We start from the raw sequence: 24633 nt of genomic DNA, 5'->3' as shown, positions 1-24633 counted from the left end.
TCAAATGTACAGGTCCAGCCCCAGTACATCCATGTCCCAGTCGGTAAAACCGGCAGTGCTCAGGTAGCTGGCCAGCGCCGTGGCGGTGCGACGGTCGCGGGCACGGGGGAAGATCATGTCCTGCTGGCGGGCCGGCAGGCCACCGCTACGGCGGCGTGCAGTGGCGTCCTGCGGGGTGGCTTCTGCCTCCTCGACCAGCTCGGCGTCTTCGATGGCCTCGTCACGCACTGCAGCCTTGCGTGGCGTGCGCTTGAGCGGGTAGGACTGCGGGGTAAAACCGTCGATACGCATGGCATCAGCACTCAGGATCGATGATGGCAATTTAGCAGCATCAGGAATCCATCGCTAATGCTCGAGTGATAACTGGACCACAGATCGCGCAAAAGGTTTTCGGCTGTCGGCGCTAACCGACGAACAGCACTCAGATTTTTTTTGGCGTCGCCACGTTGTCGCGCAGGTACACCGGTTGCGCCTGGTCGGCGGCGATCGCCTCCCCGCGCGCCCAGGCGAAGCTGGCCAGGCTGAGGATATCCACGGCATTGGGCAAGGCACCGGCATTGCTCGCCGCCACTTGCACTGCCAGGCGCTCGGCATAGCCCCAGCCGGTACCGGCACCGAACCACTCGCCAGTGCTGCCCGCCGGCAGCGCCACCTGTTCGGGTGGCAACACCGCTTCGTGGCCGACCAGGCGCATTTCGCCCGCCGTGGCCTGGTAGCACCCCCAGTACACCTCGTCCATGCGCGCATCGATGGCGGCAGCCACCTGCTGCACGCCTTGCTCACGCAAGGCGCCCTGGGCCAGGGCGGCCAGGTTGGATACCGGCAACACCGGGCGCTGCAGGGCGAAGGCCAGGCCCTGGACCACGCCAATGGCAATACGCACACCGGTGAACGCACCCGGGCCGCGGCCAAAGGCGATGGCATCCAGCGCATTCAGGGCCACGCCAGCGTCAGCCAGCAACTGCTTGATCATCGGCAGCAGCTTCTGCGCATGCATGCGCGGGATCACCTCGTAATGGCTGGTTACCTTGCCGTCATGCAGCAGCGCGACGGAACAGGCTTCGGTGGCGGTATCCAGGGCCAGCAGGGTGGTCATCGAACAGGTATCCAGGTGCGAAGAAAAAAGAGCGGCAGTATAGAACAGTGGCGGCGTCGTGTCCCTAAAGGGCCGCCGTGCGGCCTCAGCCGAAAACGACCACGGCCCGCAAGCGGGCCGTGGTCGGGTGCGTCAGGCGCTGATCAGCTCAGGGCTGCCAGGACCTTGGCGGTGATGGCTTCGACCGAACCGACGCCTTCGATGTGGCTGTACTTCGGCTTGCCACCATTGGCAGCCGACAGCTTCTGGTAGAAGTCCACCAGCGGCTTGGTCTGGCTGTGGTAGACCGACAGGCGATGGCGAACGGTTTCTTCCTTGTCGTCGTCGCGCTGGATCAGCTCTTCGCCAGTCTCGTCGTCCTTGCCTTCCACCTTCGGCGGGTTGTACTGAATGTGGTAGGTGCGGCCCGAGGCCAGGTGCACGCGACGGCCAGCCATGCGGCCGACGATTTCCTCGTCGTCCACGGCGATTTCGACCACGGCGTCGATGTCGACACCGGCAGCGACCATGGCTTCGGCCTGCGGGATGGTACGTGGGAAGCCGTCGAACAGGCAGCCCTTGGCGCAATCAGGCTGGGCGATGCGCTCCTTGACCAGGCTGATGATCAACTCGTCGGAGACCAGCTGACCGGCATCCATGACTTTCTTCAGTTCCAGGCCCAGCGGGGTACCGGCCTTGACGGCGGCACGCAGCATGTCACCGGTGGAAATCTGGGGGATACCGAACTTTTCGGTGATGAACTTTGCCTGAGTACCTTTACCGGCCCCGGGAGCTCCCAGCAGAATTACGCGCATCTCGTGCTCCTCAAATTTTTTTATGAAATTCAATGGATTCGGCGACCAGGGCCAAGTCCGGAAAATCGGGTATGACCATAAATCGGTCAGAAGGCTGCTCAAGATACACAGCGCCCGGCAGCCAGACAAGCGTCCCAAAGTTGCAGGAATGCGCCACCTACGGCTTGCCTGGCTGGCGGTTGCGCCCGGCGCAACCGCCCTCCTCGTGCAGTTGCATGGCATGCCTGGCATTGCCCTGGGATACCCTGCGCCGGCCCTCAGCCGGTATTGCGCAGGCCCGCCGCGATGCCCGCCACCGTGACCAGCAAGGCCTGCTCCAACGGGCTGTCCAGAGCGGCTTCGCGGCTGCGCGAGCGGGCCAGCAACTCGGCCTGCAGGCGGTGCAGCGGGTCCAGGTAGGTGTTGCGCAGGCGGATGAATTCCAGCGTCTCGGGGCTGTGCGCCAGTAGCACCGGCTGCCCCGTCAGGCCGAGCACCACCTGGCACGACTGCGACAATAGGTCGCGCAGGTGCGCGCCCAACGGCAGCAAGTGCGGTTGCACTAGACGTTCGTCGTAGGCTTCGGCGATCTGCGCATCGGCCTTGGCCAGAACCATCTCGAGCATGTCGATGCGGGTGCGGAAGAACGGCCATTGCTCGCGCATCTGCGCCAGCAGTTCGCCCTGCCCGCGGGCCAGGGCGTTGCTCAGCGCGGTTTCCCAGCCCAGCCAGGCCGGCAGCATCAGGCGGGTCTGGGTCCAGCCGAAGATCCACGGGATCGCCCGCAGGCTTTCGATGCCACCGGCACGACGCTTGGCCGGGCGGCTACCCAGCGGCAGGCGCCCGAGTTCCTGCTCCGGCGTCGCCTGGCGGAAGTATTCGACGAAGTCGGGGTTGTCACGCACCACGCTGCGGTAGGCCTTGACCCCATCGGCGGCCAGCTGGTCCATCACCTCGCGCCAGGCCGGCTGCGGCGGCGGCGGTGGCAACAAGGTGGCTTCGAGCACGGCGGCCAGGTACAGGTTGAGGTTCTGCTCGGCGATGCCCGGCAAACCGAACTTGAAGCGGATCATCTCGCCCTGCTCGGTGGTGCGGAAACGCCCCGCCACCGACCCCGGCGGCTGCGACAGGATGGCCGCATGGGCCGGGCCACCGCCGCGGCCAACCGTGCCGCCGCGGCCATGGAACAGCAACAGCTCGACCTGGTGCTCGGTACAGATGCGCACCAGCTCTTCCTGGGCCCGGTACTGCGCCCAGGCCGCGGCGGTGGTACCGGCGTCCTTGGCCGAGTCGGAATAGCCGATCATCACTTCCTGGGGCCCGCGCAACCCGGCGCGATAGCCCGGCAGGCCAAGCAGGCGCTGCATCACCGGGCCGGCGTTGTCGAGGTCGGCCAGGGTCTCGAACAACGGCACCACGCGCATGGGCCGGGTGAGGCCGGCCTCCTTGAGCAGCAGTTGTACTGCCAGCACATCCGAGGCGGCACCCGCCATCGAGATGACGTAGGAGCCCAGCGAGGCCGCCGGCGCAGCGGCGATTTCCCGGCAGGTGGCCAACACCTCGGCGGTATCCGCCTGCGGCCGGAAATGTGCCGGCAGCAGTGGCCGGCGGTTGTTCAGCTCGGCCTGGAGAAACCCAATGCGCTGCTCTTCATCCCAGTCGGCATAGCGGCCCAGGCCCAGGTAGTCGGTTATTTCGCTCAGCGCATCACGGTGGCGGGCGGCGTCCTGGCGCACGTCCAGGCGGCCGAGGAACAGGCCGAAGGTAACCGCGCGGCGCAGGCAGTCGAGCAGCGGGCCTTCGGCAATCACGCCCATGCCGCATTCGTGCAGGGACTGGTAGCACAGCTCCAGCGGTGCGATCAGCTCGCGGTTGTCCACCAGCACGTCGGCACCGGCCGGCTGGCTGCCGGCCAATGCCGCATGCGCCCAGGCCCGGGTTGCCCGCAGGCGCTCGCGCAGTTGCTTGAGCACGGCCCGGTAGGGTTCGGCGCTGTCGCCGACCCGCTCGCGCAGCGCCGCATTGGCCTGCTGCATGGACAACTCCGAGGCCAGTGCATCGATGTCGCGCAGGAACAGGTCGGCAGCCATCCAGCGCGCCAGCAACAGCACCTCGCGGGTGACCGCTGCGGTCACGTTGGGGTTGCCATCGCGGTCGCCGCCCATCCACGAGGCGAAGCGGATCGGCGCGGCTTCCAGCGGCAGGCGCAGGCCGGTGGCCTCCAGCAGGGCCTTGTCGACCTTGCGCAGGTGGCTGGGGATGGCGTGCCAGAGTGAATGCTCGATCACCGCGAAGCCCCACTTGGCCTCGTCTACCGGTGTTGGCCGGGTGCGGCGGATTTCCTCGGTGTGCCAGGCTTCGGCGATCAGCCGACGCAGGCGCTCGCGCACCTGCTGGCGTTCGCCTGCGGTCAGGTCGCGGTGGTCCTGGGCGGCCAATTGGCCGGCAATGGCGTCGTACTTCTGGATCAGGGTGCGGCGCGCCACTTCGGTGGGGTGCGCGGTGAGCACCAGCTGGATATCAAGCTTGGCCAACTGCCGGGCCAGGGCATCGTCACTGTGGCCCGCCTGTTTCAGGCGCGCCAGCAACTCCGGCAGCACCCGGGCCTCGAACGGCTCGGGTTGATCGGCATCACGGCGGCGGATCAGCTGGTACTGCTCGGCCATGTTGGCCAGGTTGAGAAACTGGTTGAAGGCCCTGGCCACCGGCAACAGGTCTTCTTCGGCCAGGTCGGCCAGGGTCGAACTCAGTTGTTCGGCAGCGCCGCGGCGGTCGGCCTTGGCACTGTGGCGGATGTCCTCGATCTTCTGCAGGAACGCCTCGCCATGCTGCTGGCGAATGGTTTCGCCAAGCAGCTCACCCAGCACATGGACATCTTCTCGCAAACGCACATCGATATCGGTCATTGGCCTTTCTCCGCCGCAGCTGTGGGCACCTCTGCCGAAGAGTGCCCACAGCCGGGCGGCAATGGCAAGCCGTGGTCGGACAAAGCAAACTAAAGTGAAAGCACAGCACTCCCATGCCATGCACACCAGCAGGCGTAAACAGAGGCCATCATGAAAATCCGTGAACTTGCCCAGCACTGGGAACAGAATGCCGCCGGCCCCCTCAGCCGCACCGGCCATGTCCTGCACCTGGACCTGGAATCCGAAGCGCGCCTGGCCGCGCTGATCGACATGTACCCCAAGCGCACCGCAGAGGAACTGCTCGGTGAACTGGTCGCTGCCGCCCTCGAAGAGCTGGAAGCCAGCTTCCCCTACGTGCAAGGCCGCCAGGTCATCGCCACCGACGAAGAAGGCGACCCGTTGTACGAAGACATCGGCCCTACCCCGCGTTTCCTTTCCCTGTCACGGCAGCATCTGCACAACCTGAGCAACCCTGCGGACGACAGTGAAAAATAACCCCTGCAGCCTGTTCCGGGCCTGCTCAGGCCCGGGAAACTGCGGCCGCAACAGAAAGTTCCGGTCACACCCGCGCTGACCGATCAGTCAGAAATAGTTGCCTGAAAACGGCACTTTTTTCTGAACTATCCGAAAAACGACTCAGTCACAGCCAATAGCCATCACGCTAAAACCCTGCACACCGGCGTTGTGCACCGTTGAGCTGAAGCGCGCGGAGGTGAGGGAATAGCGATGGACTGCTACGGACAACGTCGTAAACAGGAGTGATCCAATGGAACTGACCATCAACAAATCCCGCATTAGCAAACCGTCATCCACGCAGGTGCGCGGGTTCAGGCTGGCCGCGCTGGCCCTGGGCAGTAGCCTGGTCCTGGCCGGCTGTGCAGGCAACCCGCCGACCGAGCAGTATGCGGTGACCCAGTCTGCCGTGAACGCTGCCGTCAGCGCTGGCGGCACCGAGTTCGCCGCCGTGGAAATGAAGGCGGCCCAGGACAAGTTCAAGCAGGCCGAAATCGCCATGCACGACAAGAAGTACGACGAAGCCAAGCGCCTGGCCGAGCAGGCCGAGTGGGACGCCCGCCTCGCCGAACGCAAGGCACAGGCGGCCAAGGCCCAGAAGGCCGTGCAGGATGCCCGCCAGGGCGTTCAGGACGTACGTGAGGAAGGCCTGCGCAGCGCTCAGTGAGCCCTGCCCCGCCAACCTCTGCCTTCGCACACGATCAAAGGATGAACACTATGCGCAACCACGTCATGATTCCCGCCCTGCTGGCCCTGAGCGTCGGCCTCGCTGCCTGCTCGCACGACCCGAATGCCAACCTGGAAGCGGCCCGCAGCAACTTCTCCGCGCTGCAGAGCGACCCACAGTCGAGCAAGGTCGCGGCGCTGGAAACCAAGGACGCCCAGGATTGGCTGAACAAGGCCGACAAGGCCTACATGGAGCGTGAAGACGAGCAGAAGGTCGACCAGCTGGCCTACCTGACCAACCAGCGCGTCGAGGTGGCCAAGCAGACCATCGCCCTGCGTACTGCCGAAGGTGAGCTGAAGAACGCCTCGGCGCAGCGTGCCCAGGCCAAGCTGGATGCCCGCGATGCGCAGATCGCCAAGCTGCAGGAAAGCCTCAACGCCAAGCAGACCGATCGCGGCACCCTGGTCACCTTCGGCGACGTGCTGTTCGACTTCAACAAGGCCGAACTCAAGAGCAACGCCTACCCGAACATCACCAAGCTGGCGCAGTTCCTCCAGGAAAACCCGGAGCGCAAGGTGATTGTCGAGGGGTATACCGACAGCGTTGGCTCGGCCAGCTATAACCAGAGCCTGTCCGAACGCCGCGCCAACAGCGTGCGCATGGCGCTGGTGCGTGCCGGCGTCGACCCGGCGCGCATCGTTTCCCAGGGTTATGGCAAGGAGTACCCGGTAGCGGACAACTCGAGCAACTCGGGGCGTGCGCAGAACCGTCGGGTGGAGGTGACCATCTCCAACGACAACCAGCCGGTGGCCCCGCGTTCGGTGAGCCAGGTGCAGCAGTAAGGCTGGCTGGCTGAACTGAAAAGCCCCGCGATCGAAGCGGGGCTTTCTTTTGCCTGAACTGGCCTGTTCGCGGGCACGCCCGCTCCCACAGGTACGGCGCCAGTTTCGAGCTTTGCGCGATCCCAGTGGGAGCGGGCGTGCCCGCGAAGAGGCCAGCACAGGCAATGAAGATCGAGGATCACTGCACCTGCTGCGGGGTTTCTTCGCCCATGCAACGCACCGCGCGCTTGCGGTTGTCGACCAGCACGCCGGTCAGGCCTTTCTGCTGGGTGTCGAACAGCACCAGCACCCCGTCCACGCACTGCGCCACCTGCGCTGCCGGGTCCAGCGAAACCTTGTAGTCCTCGCCGGGGACGGTCTTGAGCATGGTGAAGTCCTGCAGCAACAGGGCATCTTCGGGCTTGGCGAAATGCAGGTAACCGTAATACCACAGGGCCCCCACCGTCACGATGATGCTGCCGATGCCGGTCAGGATCAGCGGGATGGCGTTGCGTTCTTCACTCATTGCTTGTTTTTCTCGTCAGGGTAGTTGGGCACTTCGGCCAGCCGCCGCAGGCCGTTGAAATGGGCAGGGTCGTCGAGGAAACGCAGCATCACCTGGCGCCAGGTCGGGTCGGCGAAGGTCTGCACGTGGCCGCCGCGGGTCAGTTGCAGCACCCGTGGCGGTGGCGCGTGCTGGTACAGGCGAATGCCGTTGTCCAGCGGCACCAGGGTGTCGTCGATACTGTGGAAGAACAGCTTGGGCGGGCTGCTCAGCTGCTCGATCGAGTGGATCGCGCTGTCGCCATCCGGCACCAGCCACGACAGCGGCACCTGCAACGGCCAGGTCATCCAGGAAGTGCCAAGGGCAAAGCGCCCCACCGCGCGATAGCTGGCCGGCACCCCGTCGAACACCAGGGCGCTGAAGCGCTGGCGCTGCTCGGGGTGCGCCGCCAGATAGTGGATGGCTATCGCCCCGCCAAGGCTCTGCCCCAGCAGCACCAGCGGCTTGCCCTTGACCTCGGGCGCCTGGTCCAGCCAGGCCATGGCCGCCGCAATGTCCTGGTACACCTCAGGCAGGCTCGGCTCGCCCTGGGACAGGCCATAGCCGCGATAGTCGATCATCAGCACCTGGTAGCCCTGCTCCGGCAGCCAGTAGCTGCCGCCCAGGTGCCCCGGCAGGTTGCCACCGTTGCCATGCAGGTGCAGCACCGTGCCCTTGACCGCGACCCCGGCCTTGGCCGGCAACCACCAACCGTGCAAGCGGATACCGTCGGCCGTGGTCAGGGTGACATCGCGGTACTCGAGCCTGGCCCGCTCCGGCGTGAACGGCTGGCCAGGCTCGGGATAGAACAGCAAGCTGCTGCAACCGGCCACGGCCAGTGCGGCCAAGCCCAGGGCCAGCAGGCGGCAGCGCTCAGAGAATGTTCGCGTAGTCGGCTTCAATACGGTCCAGGCTCAGGTGGTTGAGGAAGTTGGAGAAACACATCCAGGCTGACAGCGCGTTGAGGTCACGGAACTGTTCAGGCAGGTACTTGGGCGGCTCGACCAGGCCCTCCTCGACCAGTTGGCGCAGGGTGCGCATGTCTTCCAGGGTGGTCTTGCCGCAGAACAACAGCGGGATCTGTTCGAGCTTGCCCTTCTTCACGGCCAACTGAATGTAGTTGTAAACCATGATGAAGCCCTTGAGGTAGGACAAGTCCTTGGTGAATGGCAGGCCGTTGGGCACCGAGCCACGGAATACCCGGCTGGCGTTGCTGTAGCTTTGCGCCATTTCGAAGCCCTGCTCGCGGAAGAAGCCGTACACCTGCATGAAATCGGCGCCCTCCTCGACCATGTGGATGGCGCGGGTGCGGTTGGTGAGCTTGCGCAGGCGGCTGGGGTACGACGCGAAGGCGATCACTTCCATGAGGATGGCCAGGCCTTCCTGGGTCACCGTCGACGAGGGTGGGCCCTTGGCCAGGAAGGTGCAGATCGGCTGGTTCAGGCCATTGAGCGTGGTGCCCACGTGCACCAGCCCTTCGTGCACCTCCAGGGCGCGTACGTCACGGGCGTTGAACATGGCGTCGGCACGCACCTTGATGTAGTCCGCCCCGGCCGCGGCGTCCGCGACGATACCGTCGGACTCGAACACGCGGATGGTTTCCTCCGCTTCGCCGAACACTGTGTTCAGCCGGCGCTGGAGAATGGCCACGGCCTCCTTGGCAGTGAGGTTCTTCGGTTCGTCCTTGAGGTCGCCACGGCCATCGATGTTGTTCAGGTAGTCCGACAGCATCAGGCCCAGGTCGGCCAGGGTCGGGTCACCGGCGTGGAAGGCATCCGAGGCCGCGCCGTACAGTTCCTGGGAAATCAGGCCGAAGTCCTCGGTGCCGCGCGCCTCGAGCATGCGGATCACCATGCGGTATTCGCGGCACATGCGCTTCATGATCTGCCCGACCGGGTTGAACTGGCCAAGCTGGCGGATGATGTCGCGCTCGATGCCCTGGAACTCGGCCTTGACCGCACTGGAATCGAACGATAGCGGGCGCGACTGGTAGTAGGCATGGTCGACCGCCGGCGGCTCCTTGCCCTTGGCCTTGAGGAAGCCCTGGCGAATGTTGTCGTCCCACTTCACCGCGTCCAGGACCCGGATCGGGGTCTGTGCCGCGACGATGCGGTCGGACAGGGCACGGATGGTTTGCTGGTATTCGTCCACCGGGGACTCCTTTCTAGTACAAGAAACCTGTGCCGGCCTCTTCGCGGGCTTGCCCGCTCCCACAGGAACGGCGCCACAGTCGAGAGCAGCGCTGTACCTGTGGGAGCGGGCAAGCCCGCGAAGAGGCCGGCACAGGTAATTACTTGCCCGAGCGCTGGAACCGCGCCACTTCGACGAACAGGTCGGAGTTGGCCGGGTCGTCCAGGTAGGCCAGCACCCGCGCCGCCGGGCTGTCGATCAGCACGCCGTCACCGTTGTCTTCCGGCACTTCGGTACTGCGCCCGATCAGCTCCTTGTTGTCCACCGCCTGCTGCACCTGCTCGACATCCAGGTTGTAGATCACCAGTTCCTTGCCATCGACGATATCGAAACCGCCGATCAGGAAGTTGCCACCCAGGCGCTTGGGCACGCCAGCCGACAGGTACCAGCGGTTGCCGTGGCGCGACACGGTGAACACGTATTCCTCGGGAGCCTTGCCCTTGGCCGTGGCCACCGCCTTGTAGGCATCGCCGCCACTGCGGCTGATCACCAGCTTCAGCGGCTCGCCCCAGGCATCCTTGCTGCTCCACTTGCCCAGCAGCGCCTTGGGCGCCGCCTGGTTGCTGGGCAACGGCTCGTGGAAGGTCACCAGACAACCGCCCAGCAGCAGGAATGACAGAGTCAACAGCACCACACGCCAGGCTTTCATCCGGTTCTCCTTGAAAAGTCAGTCTCGGCTCACGCCGATGCCAGCACCAGCTGCAGGTATCGGGTAAGCATAGCGAGCATCTGCCCATCGGCTTGCGCGTTCGCGTCCTTGAGCAGGCCCTGATATTCCATCTGCTCGATAATCGCCGTCAACATTTGGGCGTCCTGTTCCGGTTGCCGAGAGCCGACCACTTGCAGCAATTGCCGGGTGCCATGCAACAGGATCTGGTCGTGGGCGCACACCAGTTCGGCCAGTCGCGGGCACAGCAGCGCCTCCTGGCGGAAGGCCTGCTCGGCGATCAGGTAGTCGCGGCGATTCAACAGCTGGCGTTGCACGTAGTCGGCGGTCATGCGCGCCACTTCGTCGGCCAGCCGTGCCCGCGCCTGCGGGCTGCCGTCGCCCTGGGCGAGCAACTGGCGCAACACCACCTCGGTGTTGGCCCACAGCTTGGCCATGTAGGCGGCGCTGCGCTCGACGTATTGGGCGAAGGTATCGGTGAGCAGGTCCTCGATATCCTTGAAGTAATAGGTGGTGGCCGACAATGGCACGCCAGCCTCGGCGGCCACGGCGCGGTGGCGCACCCCGCGCACGCCATCGCGCACGACGATGCGCATGGCGGCGTCGAGGATCAGCTGGCGGCGCTGTTCGCTGCCTTGGCGGGCAGTCTTGCGGCCCTGGTATTGCACGCTTTCGGCGACGGCGGTGGCGATGCCGGCGGCGCCCTGGTGAGGCATTGCGGGTGTCACGGGGGTACCTCATGGACAGTGTTTCGTCTGTGCCGGCCTCTTCGCGGGCGCGCCCGCTCCCACAGGGGCCCCACAACAGTCACGAGCTGTGGGAGCGGGCGCGCCCGCGAAGAGGCCGGCACTGACAACATAAAGCTTCAGGCAAGAAAAAGCCGCCTCGAAAGGCGGCTCATTCAATTCACTCAGGCCTGCGGACGCATGTGCGGGAACAGGATCACGTCGCGGATCGATGGCGAGTTGGTCAGCAACATCACCAGGCGGTCGATACCAATGCCTTCACCTGCGGTCGGCGGCATGCCGTATTCCAGGGCACGTACGAAATCGGCGTCGTAGTGCATGGCTTCGTCGTCACCGGCGTCCTTCTCGGCCACCTGGGCCAGGAAGCGCTCGGCCTGGTCTTCGGCATCGTTCAGCTCGGAATAGGCGTTGGCGATCTCGCGGCCACCGATGAACAGCTCGAAACGGTCGGTGACCGCCGGGTTGTCATCGTTGCGACGGGCCAGCGGCGACACTTCGAACGGGTACTCGGTAATGAAGTGCGGCTGCTCCAGCTTGTGCTCGACCAGCTCTTCGAAAATCATCACCTGCAGCTTGCCCAGGCCTTCGTGGCCCAGCACCTTGGCGCCGGCCTTCTTGGCGATCTCGCGGGCACGGTCGACGTCCTGCAGGTCGGCAGCGGTCAGTTCCGGGTTGTACTTGAGGATGGAGTCGAACACCGACAGGCGGGCGAACGGCTCGCCGAAGTGGAACACCTTGTCGCCGTACGGCACGTCGGTGCTGCCCAGTACCAGCTGGGCCAGTTCGCGGAACAGTTCCTCGGTGAGGTCCATGTTGTCGCGGTAGTCGGCGTAGGCCTGGTAGAACTCGAGCATGGTGAACTCAGGGTTGTGCCGGGTCGAAACGCCTTCGTTACGGAAGTTGCGGTTGATCTCGAAGACTTTTTCGAAGCCACCAACCACCAGTCGCTTGAGGTACAGCTCCGGCGCGATACGCAGGAACATGGCCATGTCCAGGGCGTTGTGGTGGGTTTCGAACGGCTTGGCCGCGGCACCGCCAGGGATGGTCTGCAGCATCGGCGTCTCGACTTCGAGGAAGTCGCGCTCGATGAGGAACTTGCGGATGTGCGAGATCACCTGCGAACGCACACGGAAGGTGTGGCGGGTTTCTTCGTTGACCATCAGGTCGACGTAACGCTGGCGGTAGCGCTGCTCGGTGTCGGTCAGGCCGTGGTGCTTGTCGGGCAGCGGGCGCAGCGACTTGGTCAGCAGGCGCACGTTGGTCATTTCGACGTACAGGTCGCCCTTGCCGGAACGGGCCAGGGTACCTTCGGCGCTGATGATGTCGCCCAGGTCCCAGGTCTTGACCGCGGCCAGGGTTTCTTCGGGCAGGGTCTTGCGGTTGACATAGACCTGGATGCGCCCGGTCATGTCCTGGATAACCATGAACGAGCCACGGTTGAGCATGATGCGACCAGCGACCTTGACCGGAATCGCTGCAGCTTCCAGTTCTTCCTTGGTCTTGTCCGCGTACTGTTTCTGCAGGTCGTTGCAGTAGCTGTCGCGACGGAAGTCATTGGGGAAGGCATTGCCCTTGGCGCGCTCGGCGGCAAGCTTTTCCTTGCGCAGGGCGATCAGGGCGTTTTCTTCCTGTTGCAGGTCTTGCACGTCGGTCTTGAGGTCGCTCATTTCGTCATTCTTTCCATCAGGTGTTCGGTGCCCCTGTCGGGCAGGGCACGCGGTACTGGCCCCAGGCCGGGTACCGCGGCAGTTGTGTGCGGTTTACAGCCCCTGCTTGAGGCTCGCTTCCAGGTACTGGTCGAGGTCGCCGTCCAGGACCTTCTGGCAGTCGCTGCGCTCGACACCGGTGCGCAGGTCCTTGATACGCGAGTCGTCCAGCACGTAGGAGCGGATCTGGTGGCCCCAGCCGATGTCCGACTTGCTGTCTTCCAGCGCCTGCGAGGCGGCGTTGCGCTTCTGCATTTCCAGCTCGTACAGCTTGGCCCGCAACATTTTCATGGCGGTGTCCTTGTTGGCGTGCTGGGAGCGTTCGTTCTGGCACGCCACCACGGTGTTGGTCGGCACGTGGGTGATACGTACCGCCGAGTCGGTGGTGTTCACGTGCTGGCCACCGGCACCGGAGGAGCGGTAGGTGTCGATGCGCAGGTCGGCCGGGTTGATCTCGATCTCGACCTTGTCGTCGATCTCGGGCGACACGAATACCGCCGAGAACGAGGTGTGGCGACGGGCACCGGAGTCGAACGGGCTCTTGCGCACCAGGCGGTGCACACCGATTTCGGTGCGCAGCCAGCCGAAGGCGTACTCGCCCTTGACGTGCACGGTGGCGCCCTTGATCCCGGCGACTTCACCCTCGGAAAGCTCGATGATGGTGGCGTCGAAACCACGCTTGTCGGCCCAGCGCAGGTACATGCGCAGCAGGATGTTGGCCCAGTCCTGCGCCTCGGTACCACCGGAGCCGGCCTGGATGTCCAGGTAGGCGTTGTTCATGTCCATCTCGCCGCTGAACATGCGACGGAACTCAAGCTGGGCCAGTTTTTCTTCCAGGCCTTCCAGCTCGGTCACGACGTCGCCGACGGCGCCTTCGTCATTTTCCTCGACGGCCATGTCGAGCAGGTCCTGGCAGTCGGCCAGGCCGCCGGACAGCTTGTCCAGGGTCTCGACGACCTGGGCCAGCATGGCCCGTTCGCGGCCCAGGGCCTGGGCGTACTCGGGCTTGTTCCAGACGTTGGGGTCTTCCAGTTCGCGGTTGACTTCGATCAGGCGGTCATGCTTGTGATCGTAGTCAAAGATACCCCCGAATGGACTGGGAACGCTCGGTGAGGTCCTTGATGGTGTTCAGGATCGGTTGGATTTCCATGGGCGGGCGGCTCTCGTGCGAATTCGGTGAAAAGCCTGCGAGTATAACCGAGTCCGCCGCAGGGCGGCAGACCCGCCGGGCAGCCGAATAGGCGCAAATATCGTTGCAGCAGCGGCCTGGTGTCGCGATGGGGCGCTCAGCGGCCCAAGGATTTCAGTTTTGCAGCAGATATCGCAGGGGGCCGCTGCGCGCCCCATCGCAACACCAGGCCGCTCCTATAGGGTATGGTGCTCAGGCGATACCCACCTGGTTGCGCCCGCCATTCTTGGCCAGGTACAGGCCCTTGTCGGCGGCAGAGATCAACTGCCGGCTATGGCTGCCGATGGCCGGGGTCTGGGTTGCCAGGCCGATGCTCACGGTCAGGTAGGAGTCGGCCGTCGGCGCGGTGTGCGGGATACCCAGGCCCAATATGGTCTGGCGCAGCTTCTCGGCCACCAGGCGCGCTCCACCCTGCGAGGTGTTGGGCAGCACCAGGACGAACTCCTCGCCGCCATAGCGCGCCGGCAGGTCGGTCGGCCGCGAGCACACGCCGCGGATCGCCTCGGCCACTTGGCGCAAGGCCTCGTCCCCGGCCAGGTGGCCGAAGCTGTCGTTGTAGGCCTTGAAGAAGTCCACGTCGATCATCAGCAGCGACAACTGCTGCAGCTCACGCATGGCGCGGCGCCATTCCAGCTCCAGGTATTCGTCGAAGTGGCGGCGGTTGGACAACCCGGTCAGGCCATCGGAGTTCATCAGCCGCTGCAGCATCAGGTTGGAATCGAGCAATTGCTGCTGGCTGACGCGCAAGGCACGGTAGGCCTCGTCGCGCTGCAGCAGGGTCAGGTAGGAGCGTGAGTGGTAGCGAATGCGCGCCACCAGCTCGATGGTGTCCGGCAGCTTGACCAGGTAGTCGTTGGCCCCGGCCGCAAAGGCCGCGCTCTTGACCAGCGGGTCTTCCTTGGTCGACAGGACGATGATCGGGATGTCCTGGGTCGCCGGGTTGTTGCGGTATTCGCGTACCAGGGTCAGCCCGTCCAGGCCAGGCATGATCAGGTCCTGGAGAATCACCGTAGGCTTGATGCGCACCGCCTGGGCCACCGCCTGGTGCGGGTCGGCGCAGAAGTGGAAGTCGATGTTGTCCTCGTTGGCCAGGCCACGCCGCACCGCCTCGCCGATCATGGCCTGGTCGTCGACCAGCAGTACCATCGCCGCGTTTTCGTTGGTGGTGGTGAAACCTTCGATCGGTAAGTCATTCATGGCTGTTCACCCGATCACTACCGACCTGGCGGCGTGATTCAATACACTTCGTCATTTTGCAAAAATTTCCATCAAGCGCCCGGCGATGCGTTCCAGCGGGCGGACTTCCACCGCGGCATCGATGGCCACGGCAGCTTTGGGCATTCCATACACCGCACTGCTGGCCTGGTCCTGGGCAATAGTCAGGAAGCCCTGCTGGCGCATCAGTTTCAGGCCTTGGGCGCCATCGCGGCCCATGCCGGTGAGCAGCACGCCGACCGCATCGCCGGTCCAGTAGCGCGCCACGCTTTCGAAGAACACATCGATCGAGGGCCGGTAAATCTCATTGACCGGTTCGGCAGTGTAGGCCAGTTGGCCGTTCTGTAGCAGGCGGATGTGGTGGTTGGTGCCGGCCAGCAACACTTGGCCGGGCTGCGGTGGTTCACCTTCGCGGGCCAGGCGCACCGGCAGGCCGGCTGCGCTGCTGAGCCATTCGGCCATGCCTGCGGCAAACACCTGGTCCACATGCTGGACCAGCACGATGGCCGCAGGAAACGCCGCCGGCAGGCCCTTCAGCAGCACCTCGAGGGCCGCCGGGCCGCCGGCGGACGAGCCGATCGCCACAAGCCCGCGATGCTGCGACAGCGCCCGTACAGGCGCGGCGACCGGGCGTGCGGCCGGGGCATTCTGCTGGCCGATCAGCCAGCTTATGTTGAGGATCTTGCGCAACAGTGGCGCTGCCGCTTCGCGCGGGTCGCCCGCCCCCAGCGCCGGCGTGTCGACCACGTCGAGTGCGCCGTGGCCCATGGCCTCGAACACCCGGTGCATGTTCTGCTTGCGGTCGACCGTGACGATGACGATGGCGCAGGGGGTTTCGGCCATGATCCTGCGGGTGGCCTCGACGCCGTCCATCACCGGCATGATCAGGTCCATGAGGATCAGGTCTGGCAATGCTTCAGCGCACAGCCGCACCGCCTCGGCACCATTGCCGGCCACCCATATCACCTCGTGCGCCGGTTCGAAGGCGACCGCCCGGCGCAGTGCCTCGACCGCCATGGGCATGTCGTTGACGATGGCGATTTTCATCCCTGCGCCCCCCCGATCAGCTCCACCACAGCATCCAGCAACGCATCGTCGTGGAAACTGGCCTTTGCCAAATAGTAGTCGGCGCCGGCGTCCAGGCCACGCCGCCGGTCTTCCTCGCGGTCCTTGTAGGACACCACCATCACCGGCAGCGACTGCAGGCGCTGGTCGCGGCGCACCAGGGTGACCAGCTCGATGCCGTCCATGCGCGGCATGTCGATGTCGGTGATCAGCAGGTCGAAGTCCTCGCCACGCAAGGCGTTCCAGCCATCCATGCCATCCACTGCCACGGCCACGTCGTAGCCACGGTTGCCGAGCAACTTGCGCTGCAGTTCACGCACGGTCAGCGAGTCGTCGACCACCAGGATGCGCTTGCGCACCACGCCGCGGGCGCCGCCGCTGCCGCGCGCGATGCGTTCCAGGCTGCCGGTGCTGAGCAGTTTGTCCAGTGAGCGCAACAAGTCCTCGACATCGATGATCAGCACCACCGAGCCATCGTCGAGCAGCGCGCCGGAAGAAATGTCCTGCACCTTGCCCAGCCGCGGGTCGAGTGGCATCACCACCAGCACGCGTTCGCCCACCAGCCGCTCCACGGCCACGCCGTACAGTTGCTCGTGCTCACGAATCACCACCACCCGCAGCCGGCTTTCCTCTGCCTGCCCGGCCGGGCGGTTGAGCAACTGGCTGGCTGCGACCAGGCCGATGTGCCGGCCTTCGTGCCAGAAGTGCTGGCGCCCTTCGATCTGCACGATCTCGTCGGCAGCCACGTCCAGCGTGCGTTCGATGTGGGCGAGCGGGAAGGCGTAGGCCTCGCCACCCACCTCGACCACCAGGCTGCGCACCACCGACAGGGTCAACGGTACCTGCAGGTGGAAACGGCAGCCCTGCCCGGCGGCCTGGGTCAGTTCGATCGAGCCGCGCAGCTCACGGATCATGTGCTGCACCGCATCCAGGCCGACCCCGCGCCCGGACACCTCGGTGACCGTGTCGCGCAGGCTGAACCCAGGCAGGAACAGGAACGTCAGCAACTCCGCCTCGCTCATCCGCGCCACGGTGTCGGCCGGTGACAGGGCACGCTCGACGATGCTGCTGCGCAGGCGTTCGAGGTCGATGCCGGCGCCATCGTCGATCAGCTCCAGGCTGAGCATGCCGGCCTGGTGCGAGGCGCGCAGGCGGATCACGCCCTCCTCCGGCTTGCCCGCCAACTGGCGCCGCTCGGGCAGTTCGATGCCATGGTCGACGGCGTTGCGCAACAGGTGGGTCAGCGGTGCTTCGAGCTTTTCCAGCACATCACGGTCGACCTGGGTCTTTTCCCCTTCCACCAGCAACCGCACCGGCTTGCCCAGCGACCGCCCAAGGTCGCGGACCATGCGGCTCTGGCCGGCCAATACATCGGCAAACGGCCGCATCCGGCAAGCCAGCGCCGTGTCGTACAGCAGTTGTGCGCGCTGGCTGGCCTGCCAGCCGAACTCATCCAGGTCGGCAGCCTGCTGCTGCAGGATCTGCTGGGTTTCCGCCAGCAGGCGCTGGGTCTGCGCCAGGGCTTCGAGCACCTCGCTGCTCTGGCCACTGTCCTCCAGTTGCATGCGCAGGCCGTCGAGCGCCTGCATGCCTTGGCCGTGCATGCGTTTGAGGCGCTGCAAGGTGGCCAGGTAAGGCTTGAGCCGCTGGGTTTCCACCAGCGACTTGCTGGACAGGTCGAGCAGGCTGTTGAGGCGGTCGGCAGTGACCCGCAGCACCCGCTCCGCACCATCGCCGGCACGCTTGCCCGCCTTGCGCCGCGCCAGCGGTTCGGGCTCGGCCTCGAGGTCTGGCTCGAGGGGCGCGGCGGGCAGCGGCTCGCTCTGCTGGGCAGGCGCAGGCGCCTGCAGCAGTGCCGGGGCGGCGGGCGCTATGGCAGGCATGGCTGCGCCCCCCGGATCGAGCAGGCAGGCCATTTGCGCCAGGAACACCGGCAGGATCGCCTGCGCCCCGGTATCCCCAGGCGTGGCGATGCGCATCAGCAGGTCGGTGCCTTGCAGCAAGGCATCGATATGCTCGGCGCTCAGTTGCAGGCGGCCCTCCTGCGCGGCTACCAGGCAGTCTTCCATGACATGGGCGACGCTGACGCCCGCGTCCACCCCAACGATCCGCGCCGCCCCCTTCAGCGAATGCGCCGCACGCATGCAAGCCTCGAGCTGGTCGGCCTGCTTAGGGTTGCGCTCCAGCGCCATCAGGCCGGCACTGAGTATCTGGGTCTGCGCCTCGGCTTCCAGGCTGAACAGTTCGAGCAACGATGCGTCGCGCATTTGCTCTGGGGTCATGACAGGCTCCGCTGCACGGCAGACAGTAAATGTTGATCGTCCAGCACCCGCACACTGCGGCCCCGCCATTGCAGGACCGCAGCGGTGAAGCGGGTGGCATCCTGGCCGCTGCCGAACAGCTGCGGGTCGAGCCGGTGAATACCGTCGATTTCCTCGACCGCCATCACCACCGGCCTGCCATCGGCGGCCAGGATCAGCATGCGTGGCATCGCCCGGCCGCTGCGTTGCTCGGTGCTGCCGGGCTGCACGCCCAGCAGGTCGGCCAGCGACAGGCAGGGCACCAGCGCACCGCGCACGTTGGCCACGCCCTGCAGCACCCGCGAGCGCTGGTGCGGCAGCGAATGCACCGCCTGCAACGGGGCGATCTCGGCCAGGCAGGCAGTGGCCAGCGCCAGCCACTCCTCCCCCAGGCGGAACAGCAGCATCGAACAACCCGAGGTTTCCTCGGCCGGCGCTGCCTGCACGGCATGCTGCTCATCCATCAACGCGTAGCGATCGAGCAGGCGTGTGGCGGCGGCGGCATACACCTCACAATTTCGACAGTGCACGTGCCGTGCCAGCAGCGGGCATTGCTTGTCGCCATGCACGCCTATGCGGTTCCAGCAGTCGTCGATGTGCGCATCGTCTTCGGCGAGCAGTTGCATCGCGGACTCACCTTTCATCGTTCAGACTCCCGTCCCGCCCGCGCGGCCCGCTCCTGCAGGCGCCGGGCACCGGCCAGGTCGCCCTGGGCCGCCAGCAAGGCCGCCAGGTGCACCAGCGCCTCGGGGTGCTGCGGCTCCAGGTACAGCGCTTTGCGATAGTGGCTCAGCGCCTGCTGCGCATCGCCCTCGGTATCGCTGAGCAGCCCCAGCCAGTAGTAAACCTGCGCCGACGGCGCGAACTGGGCAAGGTAACGCTGGCATTCGGCGCGGGCCTGCTCGCTGGCGCCGGCATTGGCCAGGCGGGCAATGTTGGCCAGCACTTCACTTGCCTGCTCGCCCTGGTGCTCGCGCACCGGCGCGGGCCTGGCCGCTGCGGGCAGCACGCGCACGGGCCGTGGCAGCGCGGCACTCGGCAACGAATAGCCTGGCGTCGGCTGCGCTGGCAACCGGCGGCGCGGCGGCGGCGCCGGTGCGGCAACCGGTGCAGAGTCAGCGCCGTCCTGGCGCACATAGGCGAATGACTGGGCAATGCCCAGTGGGCGCATACCCAGGCGCGCCAGCAGGCTGCCTTCGGCCGGGCCGATGAACAACACGCCCTGCGGATGCAGCAGGCGCTTGAGCACCTCGAACACCCGTTGCTGGGTGGCCAGGTCGAAATAGATCAGCAGGTTGCGGCAAAACACGAAGTCGTAGAGGCCATCGCGGCTGCTCAGCGCCGGGTCGAGCACGTTGCCCACCTGCAGGCTGACCTGCTCACGCACCCGTTGATGCAGTTGGTGGCCCTCATCGACGGCATCGAAGTAGCGCTCGCGAAAGCTCAGGTCGCTGCCACGGAAGGCATTGCGCCCGTACACCGCCTGCCCGGCCTTGGCCACCGAACTGGGGCTGATGTCCATGCCGTCGATCAGGAACGCAGCGGGTGCGATACCGGCGTCGAGCAAGGCCATGGCCAGCGAATAGGGTTCCTCGCCGGTCGAGCATGGCAGGCTGAGCAAGCGCAGTGGGCGTGCCCCGGCAAGCTCGGCCAGGCGCTTCTGCGCCAGGCTGGCCAAGGCGCTGAAGGACTCCGGATAACGGAAGAACCAGGTTTCCGGGACGATGACGGCCTCGATCAGTGCCTGCTGCTCGTCCATCGATTGCTGCAGGCGCAGCCAGTAGTCGTCCAGGTCGGTGGCGTTCACGGCCACGCAACGCTGACGCAGCGCTCGCTCGACCATGGACGCCCCTACCGACTCCACGTCGAGGCCGATACGTTCGCGCAGGAAACGGAAGAAATGCTGTTCGTTCATGTCGGCATCCCTGTCGGCTCGCCCGGGTACAACAACTGGTGTACCACGTCGGGCAGCAGGTCGTTGACCTCGATGCGCTGCAGCAAGCCCTGCTCATCCTGGCGTACCGGCCCCAGGTACGGCGCTTCGCCGCTGTCCACGCCATAGGGCTGGAACTCGTCGGGGTGGCAGCGCAGGGTTTCGGTCGCCTGCTCCAGGATCAGGCCAAGCTGCAGGTCGCCTCGATAGTGCACCAGCACCAGCCGGGTACTGGTGCGTTGCGCCGCCGGCTGGCCAAAGCTCAATGCCGCCAGGTCGACCACCGGCACCAGCTGGCCACGGTGGGCAAGCACGCCCGCGACCCAGCCAGGCGCCTGGGCTATCGGCTTCAGCGGCTGGCGCGGCAGCACTTCGATCACCTCGTGCACGCTCAGGGCAAAGCGCTGTTCCTGAATGCGAAACTGCAGGTACAACACCCCCTTGGCATTGTCCTCCCGCGCCGCGCGCGGTTGCATGTCGATCATCGCCGTCAGACTTTGAAGCGCGACACGCCGCCACGCAGGCCAGCGGCCACCTGGCTCAGCTCATCGATGGCGAAACTGGCCTGGCGCAGCGACTCGACCGTCTGGGTGCTGGCATCGCTGAGCTGGGCCAACGCCTGGTTGATCTGCTCGGCACCGGTGGCCTGGGCCTGCATGCCTTCGTTGACCATCAGCACGCGCGGCGCCAGGGCCTGCACCTGGTGGATGATCTGGCTCAGCTGCTCGCCCACCTGCTGCACCTCGAACATGCCGCGGCGCACTTCTTCGGAGAACTTGTCCATGCCCATGACTCCAGCCGACACGGCCGACTGGATCTCGCGCACCATCTGCTCGATGTCGTAGGTGGCCACGGCGGTCTGGTCGGCCAGGCGACGCACTTCGGTGGCGACCACGGCGAAGCCACGGCCGTATTCACCGGCCTTTTCCGCCTCGATGGCCGCGTTCAGCGACAGCAGGTTAGTCTGGTCGGCGACCTTGACGATAGTCACCACCATCTGGGTGATGTTGCTGGCCTTTTCATTGAGGATGGCCAGCTTGGCGTTGACCAGGTCGGCGGCGCCCATTACCTGGTGCATGGTTTCTTCCATCCGCGCCAGGCCCTGCTGACCGGAACCGGCCAGGCTGGAGGCCTGGTCGGCCGCCGAGGTCACTTCGGTCATGGTGCGCACCAGGTCACGCGAGGTGGCGGCGATTTCCCGCGAAGTGGCACCAATTTCCGTGGTGGTGGCGGCCGTTTCGGTGGCAGTGGCCTGTTGTTGCTTGGAGGTGGCGGCAATTTCGGTCACCGAGGTGGTCACCTGTACCGACGAGCGCTGGGCCTGGGCCACCAGGTTGGCCAGGGCCTCGGCCATTTCGTTGAAGCCGCCTTCGATGGCGCCGAATTCGTCCTTGCGCTCCAGGTTCAGGCGCATGCTCAGGTCGCCTGAGCGCAGCTTGTCCAGGGCATGCACAATGCGCTGCATGGGCGCAGAGATGGCACGCATCAGCAGCAAGCCGCACACGCCCGCGGCGATGATGGCCAGCAACAGCGAAGCCACCATGCTGCTTTTGGTCGTGTTCACGGCATTGACGATGTCGTTGGTGGCGGCTTCGGCTGAGGCTCGATTTTCCTCGATGACTTCGGTCAGGTGCTTGCGCCCATCGACCCAGGTCGGGGTGAGCACCTCATTGATCAGCCGCTGGGCGCCGTCGTAGTCATGCTGACGATAGGCGTCCAGTACCTGGCCGACGATCTTCATGTAGTTTTCTTCGAGTTGCACGAAGGAATCGAAGCGAGTCTGGTCGTCCTTGGTCTTGATCGTGGCCTGGTAACTCGCCATGTGCTGCTTCAGACGCTCCTCGAAACCTCTGAACAGCTCCATGTCGGCCGAGGTGATCGCGCGGTGGTTGGACAGGCCCACCAGTTGTTGGCTGGTGACATAGCTGTCGACCCAGGCGCTGCGGATCATCGAGCTGTAGTAAACCCCTGGAATGCTGTCGCTGCCCACCGCTTCTTCGGCGGTTTCGATGGCCCCCAACCGCGAGTAGGCGGCCACGATCATCAGCAGCATGATGGCGATGATCACGGCGAAACTTGCCAGGATCCGTTGGCGCAAGGTCCAGTTCTTCACATTCAGCCCTCAGGAATTCGCAACGAGCGGGAAAAATCGCCGAAGTATAGCTCAGGCGCCTAACGCTTTTGCGGCTGAATGGAAGGCTGCGGTAGACAGGCCGTTGGCGGGGCGTGCATGCAGCCCCATCCGCTCGATATCAGCCTGCTGCAAGCCTTGCCTGGCTTTCCAGTTCCTGACGCAGGCCCGGGTCCAGGCGCAGCTGGCGGGCCAGCTCGTCCAGGTAGGCGCGCTCCATGAAGTTTTCCTGGTCGACCATCATCACGCTGGCCAGGTACATCTCGGCCGCCATTTCCGGCGTTTGCGCGGCTCGGGCCACTTCGGCCGGGTCCAGCGGCTTGTTCAATTCATCGTGCAGCCAGTGCTGCAGTTCGCGGTCGCTGTCCAGGCGGCTGAACTCGCCCTCGATCAGGGCCCGCTCGCGCTCGTCGATATGGCCATCGGACTTGGCCGCTGCCACCAATGCCCGCAGCACGGCCTGGCTGTGCTGTTCGGCCTGGGCCGGCGGCAGGCGGTCGACGGTACGGGGCTCGCTGGCGGCCAGCCGCTGGTTGGCCTGCCAGTTGCCATAGGCTTTGTAGGCCAGCACGCCCAGGGCGGCCAGGCCACCATAGGTCAGCGCCTTGCCGCCGTATTTGCGGGCCTTCTTGCTGCCCAGCAACAGCCCCAGGGCGCCGCCGCCCAACAAGCCACCACCGGCACCGGACAACAGCCCGCCAAGCCCACCGGCAGCGCTGCCGGGCTTAGCGGTAGCGCCCTGTTTGTCGAGCAGTTGCTGGCCGGACTTGAGGAGCTGATCGAGCAGGTTGCGGGTGTTCATTCGCGGCTCTCCACGCAAGAAAATTCATACGCCAGAGTAAGGCTTGGGCAAACGTACGCCACCGTGGATTTGCTTCCGGATGTTGCATTGGCTGGCAAAAAGCCAACTAGACTCGATATCGCCAATACCCCGCGCACGCGCACTACGCTTATAACAAATGCTTCACGGCTTGCTTGATGACTGCCCCGAACAAGATCTCCAAGAAGAGGGAACACCATGTCAGTGCACAAGACCGCATTGCTCGGCGCCATCACCGGTGCCGTGCTCGCCAGCGCCAGCCTGCAGGCTGCCGAACCGCCCAAGGCCCTGGGCCCTGGCGAAGGGCGCCTGGACATCGTCGCCTGGCCGGGCTACATCGAGCGCGGTGAAAGCGACAAGGCCTACGACTGGGTCAGCGGTTTCGAGAAGGAAACCGGCTGCAAGGTCAGCGTCAAGACCGCCGCTACGTCGGACGAGATGGTCAGCCTGATGACCAAGGGCGGCTATGACCTGGTCACCGCTTCCGGTGATGCCTCGCTCCGGCTGATCGCAGGCAAGCGGGTACAGCCGATCAATACCGCGTTGATCCCCAACTGGAAGCACATCGACCCGCGCTTGCAGAACGGTGGCTGGTACGTGGTCGACAAGCAGGTCTACGGCACGCCATACCAGTGGGGACCGAACGTGCTGCTGTACAACACCGAGGTGTTCAAGCAGGCGCCCACCAGCTGGGGGGTGCTGTTCGAGCCGCAGAACCTGCCCGACGGCAAGCCGAACAAGGGGCGCGTGCAGGCCTACGACGGGCCGATCTACATCGCCGATGCGGCGCTGTACCTGAAAACCGCCAAGCCGGAGCTGGGCATCCACGACCCGTACGAACTGAACGAAGCCCAGTACAAGGCCGTGCTCGAGCTGCTGCGCCAGCAGCAACCGTTAGTACACCGCTACTGGCATGACGCCACGGTGCAGATGAGCGACGTGAAGAACGAAGGCGTGGTCGCGACCAGCTCCTGGGGCTACATGGTCAATGGCCTGAAGGCCGAGAAACAGCCGGTGGCGTCGACCATTCCCAAGGAAGGGGCGACCGGCTGGGCGGATACCACCATGCTGCACAGCGAGGCCAAGCACCCCAATTGTGCCTACAAGTGGATGGACTGGTCGCTGCAACCGAAGGTGCAGGGTGACGTGGCGGCCTGGTTCGGCTCGTTGCCGGCGGTACCGGCCGCCTGCAGTGGCAACGAGCTGCTGGGGGCGGACGGCTGCAAGACCAACGGCTTCGACAACTTCGACAAGATCGCCTTCTGGAAAACCCCGCAGGCCCAGGGCGGCAAGTTCGTGCCTTACAGCCGCTGGACCCAGGATTACATTGCGATCATGGGTGGCCGCTGAG

The 24633-nt window shown here is 65.3% G+C and carries 23 protein-coding genes; 4 read left to right on the top strand and 19 right to left on the bottom strand.

The window, feature by feature from the left end:
- The 4 genes from HG549_RS05690 to ppc all read right to left on the bottom strand — a co-directional run bounded on the left by HG549_RS05690 (position 1) and on the right by ppc (position 4775).
- Entirely contained in the window at positions 1-291 is a 291-nt protein-coding gene (locus tag HG549_RS05690) for a hypothetical protein (RefSeq protein ID WP_170028583.1), read from the bottom strand.
- Positions 292-421: 130 nt separating this feature from the next.
- The gene (tsaB, locus tag HG549_RS05685; RefSeq protein WP_170028581.1) at positions 422-1096 is read right to left on the bottom strand and encodes a tRNA (adenosine(37)-N6)-threonylcarbamoyltransferase complex dimerization subunit type 1 TsaB; all 675 of its coding nucleotides are present in this window, start codon (positions 1094-1096) and stop codon (positions 422-424) included.
- A 143-nt stretch (positions 1097-1239) separates the two neighbouring features.
- Positions 1240-1890: an adenylate kinase gene (gene adk, locus HG549_RS05680; protein ID WP_170028579.1), complete on the bottom strand. Its 651-nt coding sequence runs from the start codon at positions 1888-1890 to the stop codon at positions 1240-1242.
- 257 nt (positions 1891-2147) lie between these two features.
- Entirely contained in the window at positions 2148-4775 is a 2628-nt protein-coding gene (ppc, locus tag HG549_RS05675; RefSeq protein WP_170028577.1) for a phosphoenolpyruvate carboxylase, read from the bottom strand.
- 150 nt (positions 4776-4925) lie between these two features.
- Between ppc and HG549_RS05670 the strand changes: the two genes are divergently transcribed.
- From HG549_RS05670 to HG549_RS05660, 3 genes are all read left to right on the top strand, one after another.
- Complete coding sequence (locus HG549_RS05670) at positions 4926-5270, top strand: pilin assembly protein (RefSeq protein ID WP_170028575.1); 345 nt, start codon at positions 4926-4928, stop codon at positions 5268-5270.
- 271 nt (positions 5271-5541) lie between these two features.
- A complete protein-coding gene (locus HG549_RS05665; RefSeq protein WP_170028573.1) occupies positions 5542-5955 on the top strand; it encodes a DUF4398 domain-containing protein in 414 nt (137 codons plus the stop codon).
- Positions 5956-6005: 50 nt separating this feature from the next.
- Complete coding sequence (locus HG549_RS05660; protein WP_170028571.1) at positions 6006-6797, top strand: OmpA family protein; 792 nt, start codon at positions 6006-6008, stop codon at positions 6795-6797.
- Between the two features lie 178 nt (positions 6798-6975).
- Here the strand turns inward: HG549_RS05660 and HG549_RS05655 are convergent, their stop codons facing one another.
- From HG549_RS05655 to HG549_RS05585, 15 genes are all read right to left on the bottom strand, one after another.
- Positions 6976-7302: a hypothetical protein gene (locus HG549_RS05655; protein WP_170028569.1), complete on the bottom strand. Its 327-nt coding sequence runs from the start codon at positions 7300-7302 to the stop codon at positions 6976-6978.
- Complete coding sequence (locus HG549_RS05650; RefSeq protein ID WP_170028567.1) at positions 7299-8222, bottom strand: alpha/beta hydrolase; 924 nt, start codon at positions 8220-8222, stop codon at positions 7299-7301. Before HG549_RS05650 ends, HG549_RS05655 begins: the two co-directional genes overlap by 4 nt.
- Positions 8194-9471, bottom strand: a complete 1278-nt coding sequence (locus HG549_RS05645) for a flavohemoglobin expression-modulating QEGLA motif protein (RefSeq protein WP_170028565.1) — start codon at positions 9469-9471, stop codon at positions 8194-8196. The genes HG549_RS05650 and HG549_RS05645 overlap by 29 nt, the downstream gene beginning before the upstream one ends.
- Before the next feature lie 139 nt (positions 9472-9610).
- Positions 9611-10159: a hypothetical protein gene (locus HG549_RS05640; protein ID WP_170028563.1), complete on the bottom strand. Its 549-nt coding sequence runs from the start codon at positions 10157-10159 to the stop codon at positions 9611-9613.
- Positions 10160-10188: 29 nt separating this feature from the next.
- Positions 10189-10893, bottom strand: coding sequence for a TetR/AcrR family transcriptional regulator (locus HG549_RS05635; protein WP_170034060.1), 705 nt, complete (start codon positions 10891-10893; stop codon positions 10189-10191).
- 194 nt (positions 10894-11087) lie between these two features.
- Entirely contained in the window at positions 11088-12590 is a 1503-nt protein-coding gene (gene lysS / locus HG549_RS05630) for a lysine--tRNA ligase (RefSeq protein WP_170028561.1), read from the bottom strand.
- 93 nt (positions 12591-12683) lie between these two features.
- Positions 12684-13779 (bottom strand): peptide chain release factor 2 gene (gene prfB / locus HG549_RS05625; RefSeq protein WP_123084286.1). Its coding sequence is split into 2 segments (ribosomal slippage): positions 12684-13706 and positions 13708-13779, totalling 1095 coding nucleotides; the frame shifts between segments, so codons are not numbered across the junction.
- A gap of 231 nt (positions 13780-14010) precedes the next feature.
- Positions 14011-15015: a Wsp signal transduction system regulator diguanylate cyclase WspR gene (gene wspR / locus HG549_RS05620; RefSeq protein WP_170028559.1), complete on the bottom strand. Its 1005-nt coding sequence runs from the start codon at positions 15013-15015 to the stop codon at positions 14011-14013.
- A 51-nt stretch (positions 15016-15066) separates the two neighbouring features.
- Positions 15067-16080, bottom strand: a complete 1014-nt coding sequence (locus HG549_RS05615) for a chemotaxis response regulator protein-glutamate methylesterase (protein WP_170028558.1) — start codon at positions 16078-16080, stop codon at positions 15067-15069.
- On the bottom strand, positions 16077-18380 hold the full coding sequence (locus tag HG549_RS05610; RefSeq protein WP_170028557.1) for a hybrid sensor histidine kinase/response regulator: 2304 nt from the start codon (positions 18378-18380) through the stop codon (positions 16077-16079). Before HG549_RS05610 ends, HG549_RS05615 begins: the two co-directional genes overlap by 4 nt.
- Positions 18377-19042: a chemotaxis protein CheW gene (locus HG549_RS05605; protein WP_170028555.1), complete on the bottom strand. Its 666-nt coding sequence runs from the start codon at positions 19040-19042 to the stop codon at positions 18377-18379. Before HG549_RS05605 ends, HG549_RS05610 begins: the two co-directional genes overlap by 4 nt.
- The gene (locus HG549_RS05600; protein ID WP_170028553.1) at positions 19039-20313 is read right to left on the bottom strand and encodes a protein-glutamate O-methyltransferase CheR; all 1275 of its coding nucleotides are present in this window, start codon (positions 20311-20313) and stop codon (positions 19039-19041) included. The genes HG549_RS05605 and HG549_RS05600 overlap by 4 nt, the downstream gene beginning before the upstream one ends.
- The gene (locus HG549_RS05595) at positions 20310-20816 is read right to left on the bottom strand and encodes a chemotaxis protein CheW (RefSeq protein ID WP_170028551.1); all 507 of its coding nucleotides are present in this window, start codon (positions 20814-20816) and stop codon (positions 20310-20312) included. Before HG549_RS05595 ends, HG549_RS05600 begins: the two co-directional genes overlap by 4 nt.
- Positions 20817-20821: 5 nt before the next feature.
- On the bottom strand, positions 20822-22444 hold the full coding sequence (locus HG549_RS05590; protein ID WP_170028549.1) for a methyl-accepting chemotaxis protein: 1623 nt from the start codon (positions 22442-22444) through the stop codon (positions 20822-20824).
- Between the two features lie 139 nt (positions 22445-22583).
- Positions 22584-23264, bottom strand: coding sequence for a tellurite resistance TerB family protein (locus HG549_RS05585; RefSeq protein ID WP_170028547.1), 681 nt, complete (start codon positions 23262-23264; stop codon positions 22584-22586).
- Between the two features lie 216 nt (positions 23265-23480).
- On the opposite strand from HG549_RS05585, the gene ydcS reads away from it, so the two are divergent.
- Positions 23481-24632: a putative ABC transporter substrate-binding protein YdcS gene (gene ydcS, locus HG549_RS05580; protein WP_170028545.1), complete on the top strand. Its 1152-nt coding sequence runs from the start codon at positions 23481-23483 to the stop codon at positions 24630-24632.
- The last annotated feature ends 1 nt before the right edge of the window (position 24633 follow it).

The organism is Pseudomonas sp. SK, from assembly GCF_012975065.1.
GTDB lineage: Bacteria > Pseudomonadota > Gammaproteobacteria > Pseudomonadales > Pseudomonadaceae > Aquipseudomonas > Aquipseudomonas anuradhapurensis.
This window is presented reverse-complemented; position numbering and strand designations above follow the sequence as displayed.

What these genes read in the sequence shown, in the direction of transcription:
- adk (WP_170028579.1), bottom strand. Translation starts at nt 1,890, where the DNA reads ATGCGCGTAATTCTGCTGGGAGCTCCCGGGGCCGGTAAAGGTACTCAG.
- HG549_RS05665 (WP_170028573.1), top strand. Translation starts at nt 5,542, where the DNA reads ATGGAACTGACCATCAACAAATCCCGCATTAGCAAACCGTCATCCACG.
- tsaB (WP_170028581.1), bottom strand. Translation starts at nt 1,096, where the DNA reads ATGACCACCCTGCTGGCCCTGGATACCGCCACCGAAGCCTGTTCCGTC.
- HG549_RS05605 (WP_170028555.1), bottom strand. Translation starts at nt 19,042, where the DNA reads ATGAAAGGTGAGTCCGCGATGCAACTGCTCGCCGAAGACGATGCGCAC.
- ydcS (WP_170028545.1), top strand. Translation starts at nt 23,481, where the DNA reads ATGTCAGTGCACAAGACCGCATTGCTCGGCGCCATCACCGGTGCCGTG.
- HG549_RS05660 (WP_170028571.1), top strand. Translation starts at nt 6,006, where the DNA reads ATGCGCAACCACGTCATGATTCCCGCCCTGCTGGCCCTGAGCGTCGGC.
- HG549_RS05615 (WP_170028558.1), bottom strand. Translation starts at nt 16,080, where the DNA reads ATGAAAATCGCCATCGTCAACGACATGCCCATGGCGGTCGAGGCACTG.
- HG549_RS05640 (WP_170028563.1), bottom strand. Translation starts at nt 10,159, where the DNA reads ATGAAAGCCTGGCGTGTGGTGCTGTTGACTCTGTCATTCCTGCTGCTG.
- HG549_RS05595 (WP_170028551.1), bottom strand. Translation starts at nt 20,816, where the DNA reads ATGATCGACATGCAACCGCGCGCGGCGCGGGAGGACAATGCCAAGGGG.
- wspR (WP_170028559.1), bottom strand. Translation starts at nt 15,015, where the DNA reads ATGAATGACTTACCGATCGAAGGTTTCACCACCACCAACGAAAACGCG.
- HG549_RS05690 (WP_170028583.1), bottom strand. Translation starts at nt 291, where the DNA reads ATGCGTATCGACGGTTTTACCCCGCAGTCCTACCCGCTCAAGCGCACG.
- HG549_RS05610 (WP_170028557.1), bottom strand. Translation starts at nt 18,380, where the DNA reads ATGACCCCAGAGCAAATGCGCGACGCATCGTTGCTCGAACTGTTCAGC.
- HG549_RS05670 (WP_170028575.1), top strand. Translation starts at nt 4,926, where the DNA reads ATGAAAATCCGTGAACTTGCCCAGCACTGGGAACAGAATGCCGCCGGC.
- ppc (WP_170028577.1), bottom strand. Translation starts at nt 4,775, where the DNA reads ATGACCGATATCGATGTGCGTTTGCGAGAAGATGTCCATGTGCTGGGT.
- HG549_RS05655 (WP_170028569.1), bottom strand. Translation starts at nt 7,302, where the DNA reads ATGAGTGAAGAACGCAACGCCATCCCGCTGATCCTGACCGGCATCGGC.
- HG549_RS05600 (WP_170028553.1), bottom strand. Translation starts at nt 20,313, where the DNA reads ATGAACGAACAGCATTTCTTCCGTTTCCTGCGCGAACGTATCGGCCTC.
- HG549_RS05635 (WP_170034060.1), bottom strand. Translation starts at nt 10,893, where the DNA reads ATGCCTCACCAGGGCGCCGCCGGCATCGCCACCGCCGTCGCCGAAAGC.
- lysS (WP_170028561.1), bottom strand. Translation starts at nt 12,590, where the DNA reads ATGAGCGACCTCAAGACCGACGTGCAAGACCTGCAACAGGAAGAAAAC.
- HG549_RS05585 (WP_170028547.1), bottom strand. Translation starts at nt 23,264, where the DNA reads ATGAACACCCGCAACCTGCTCGATCAGCTCCTCAAGTCCGGCCAGCAA.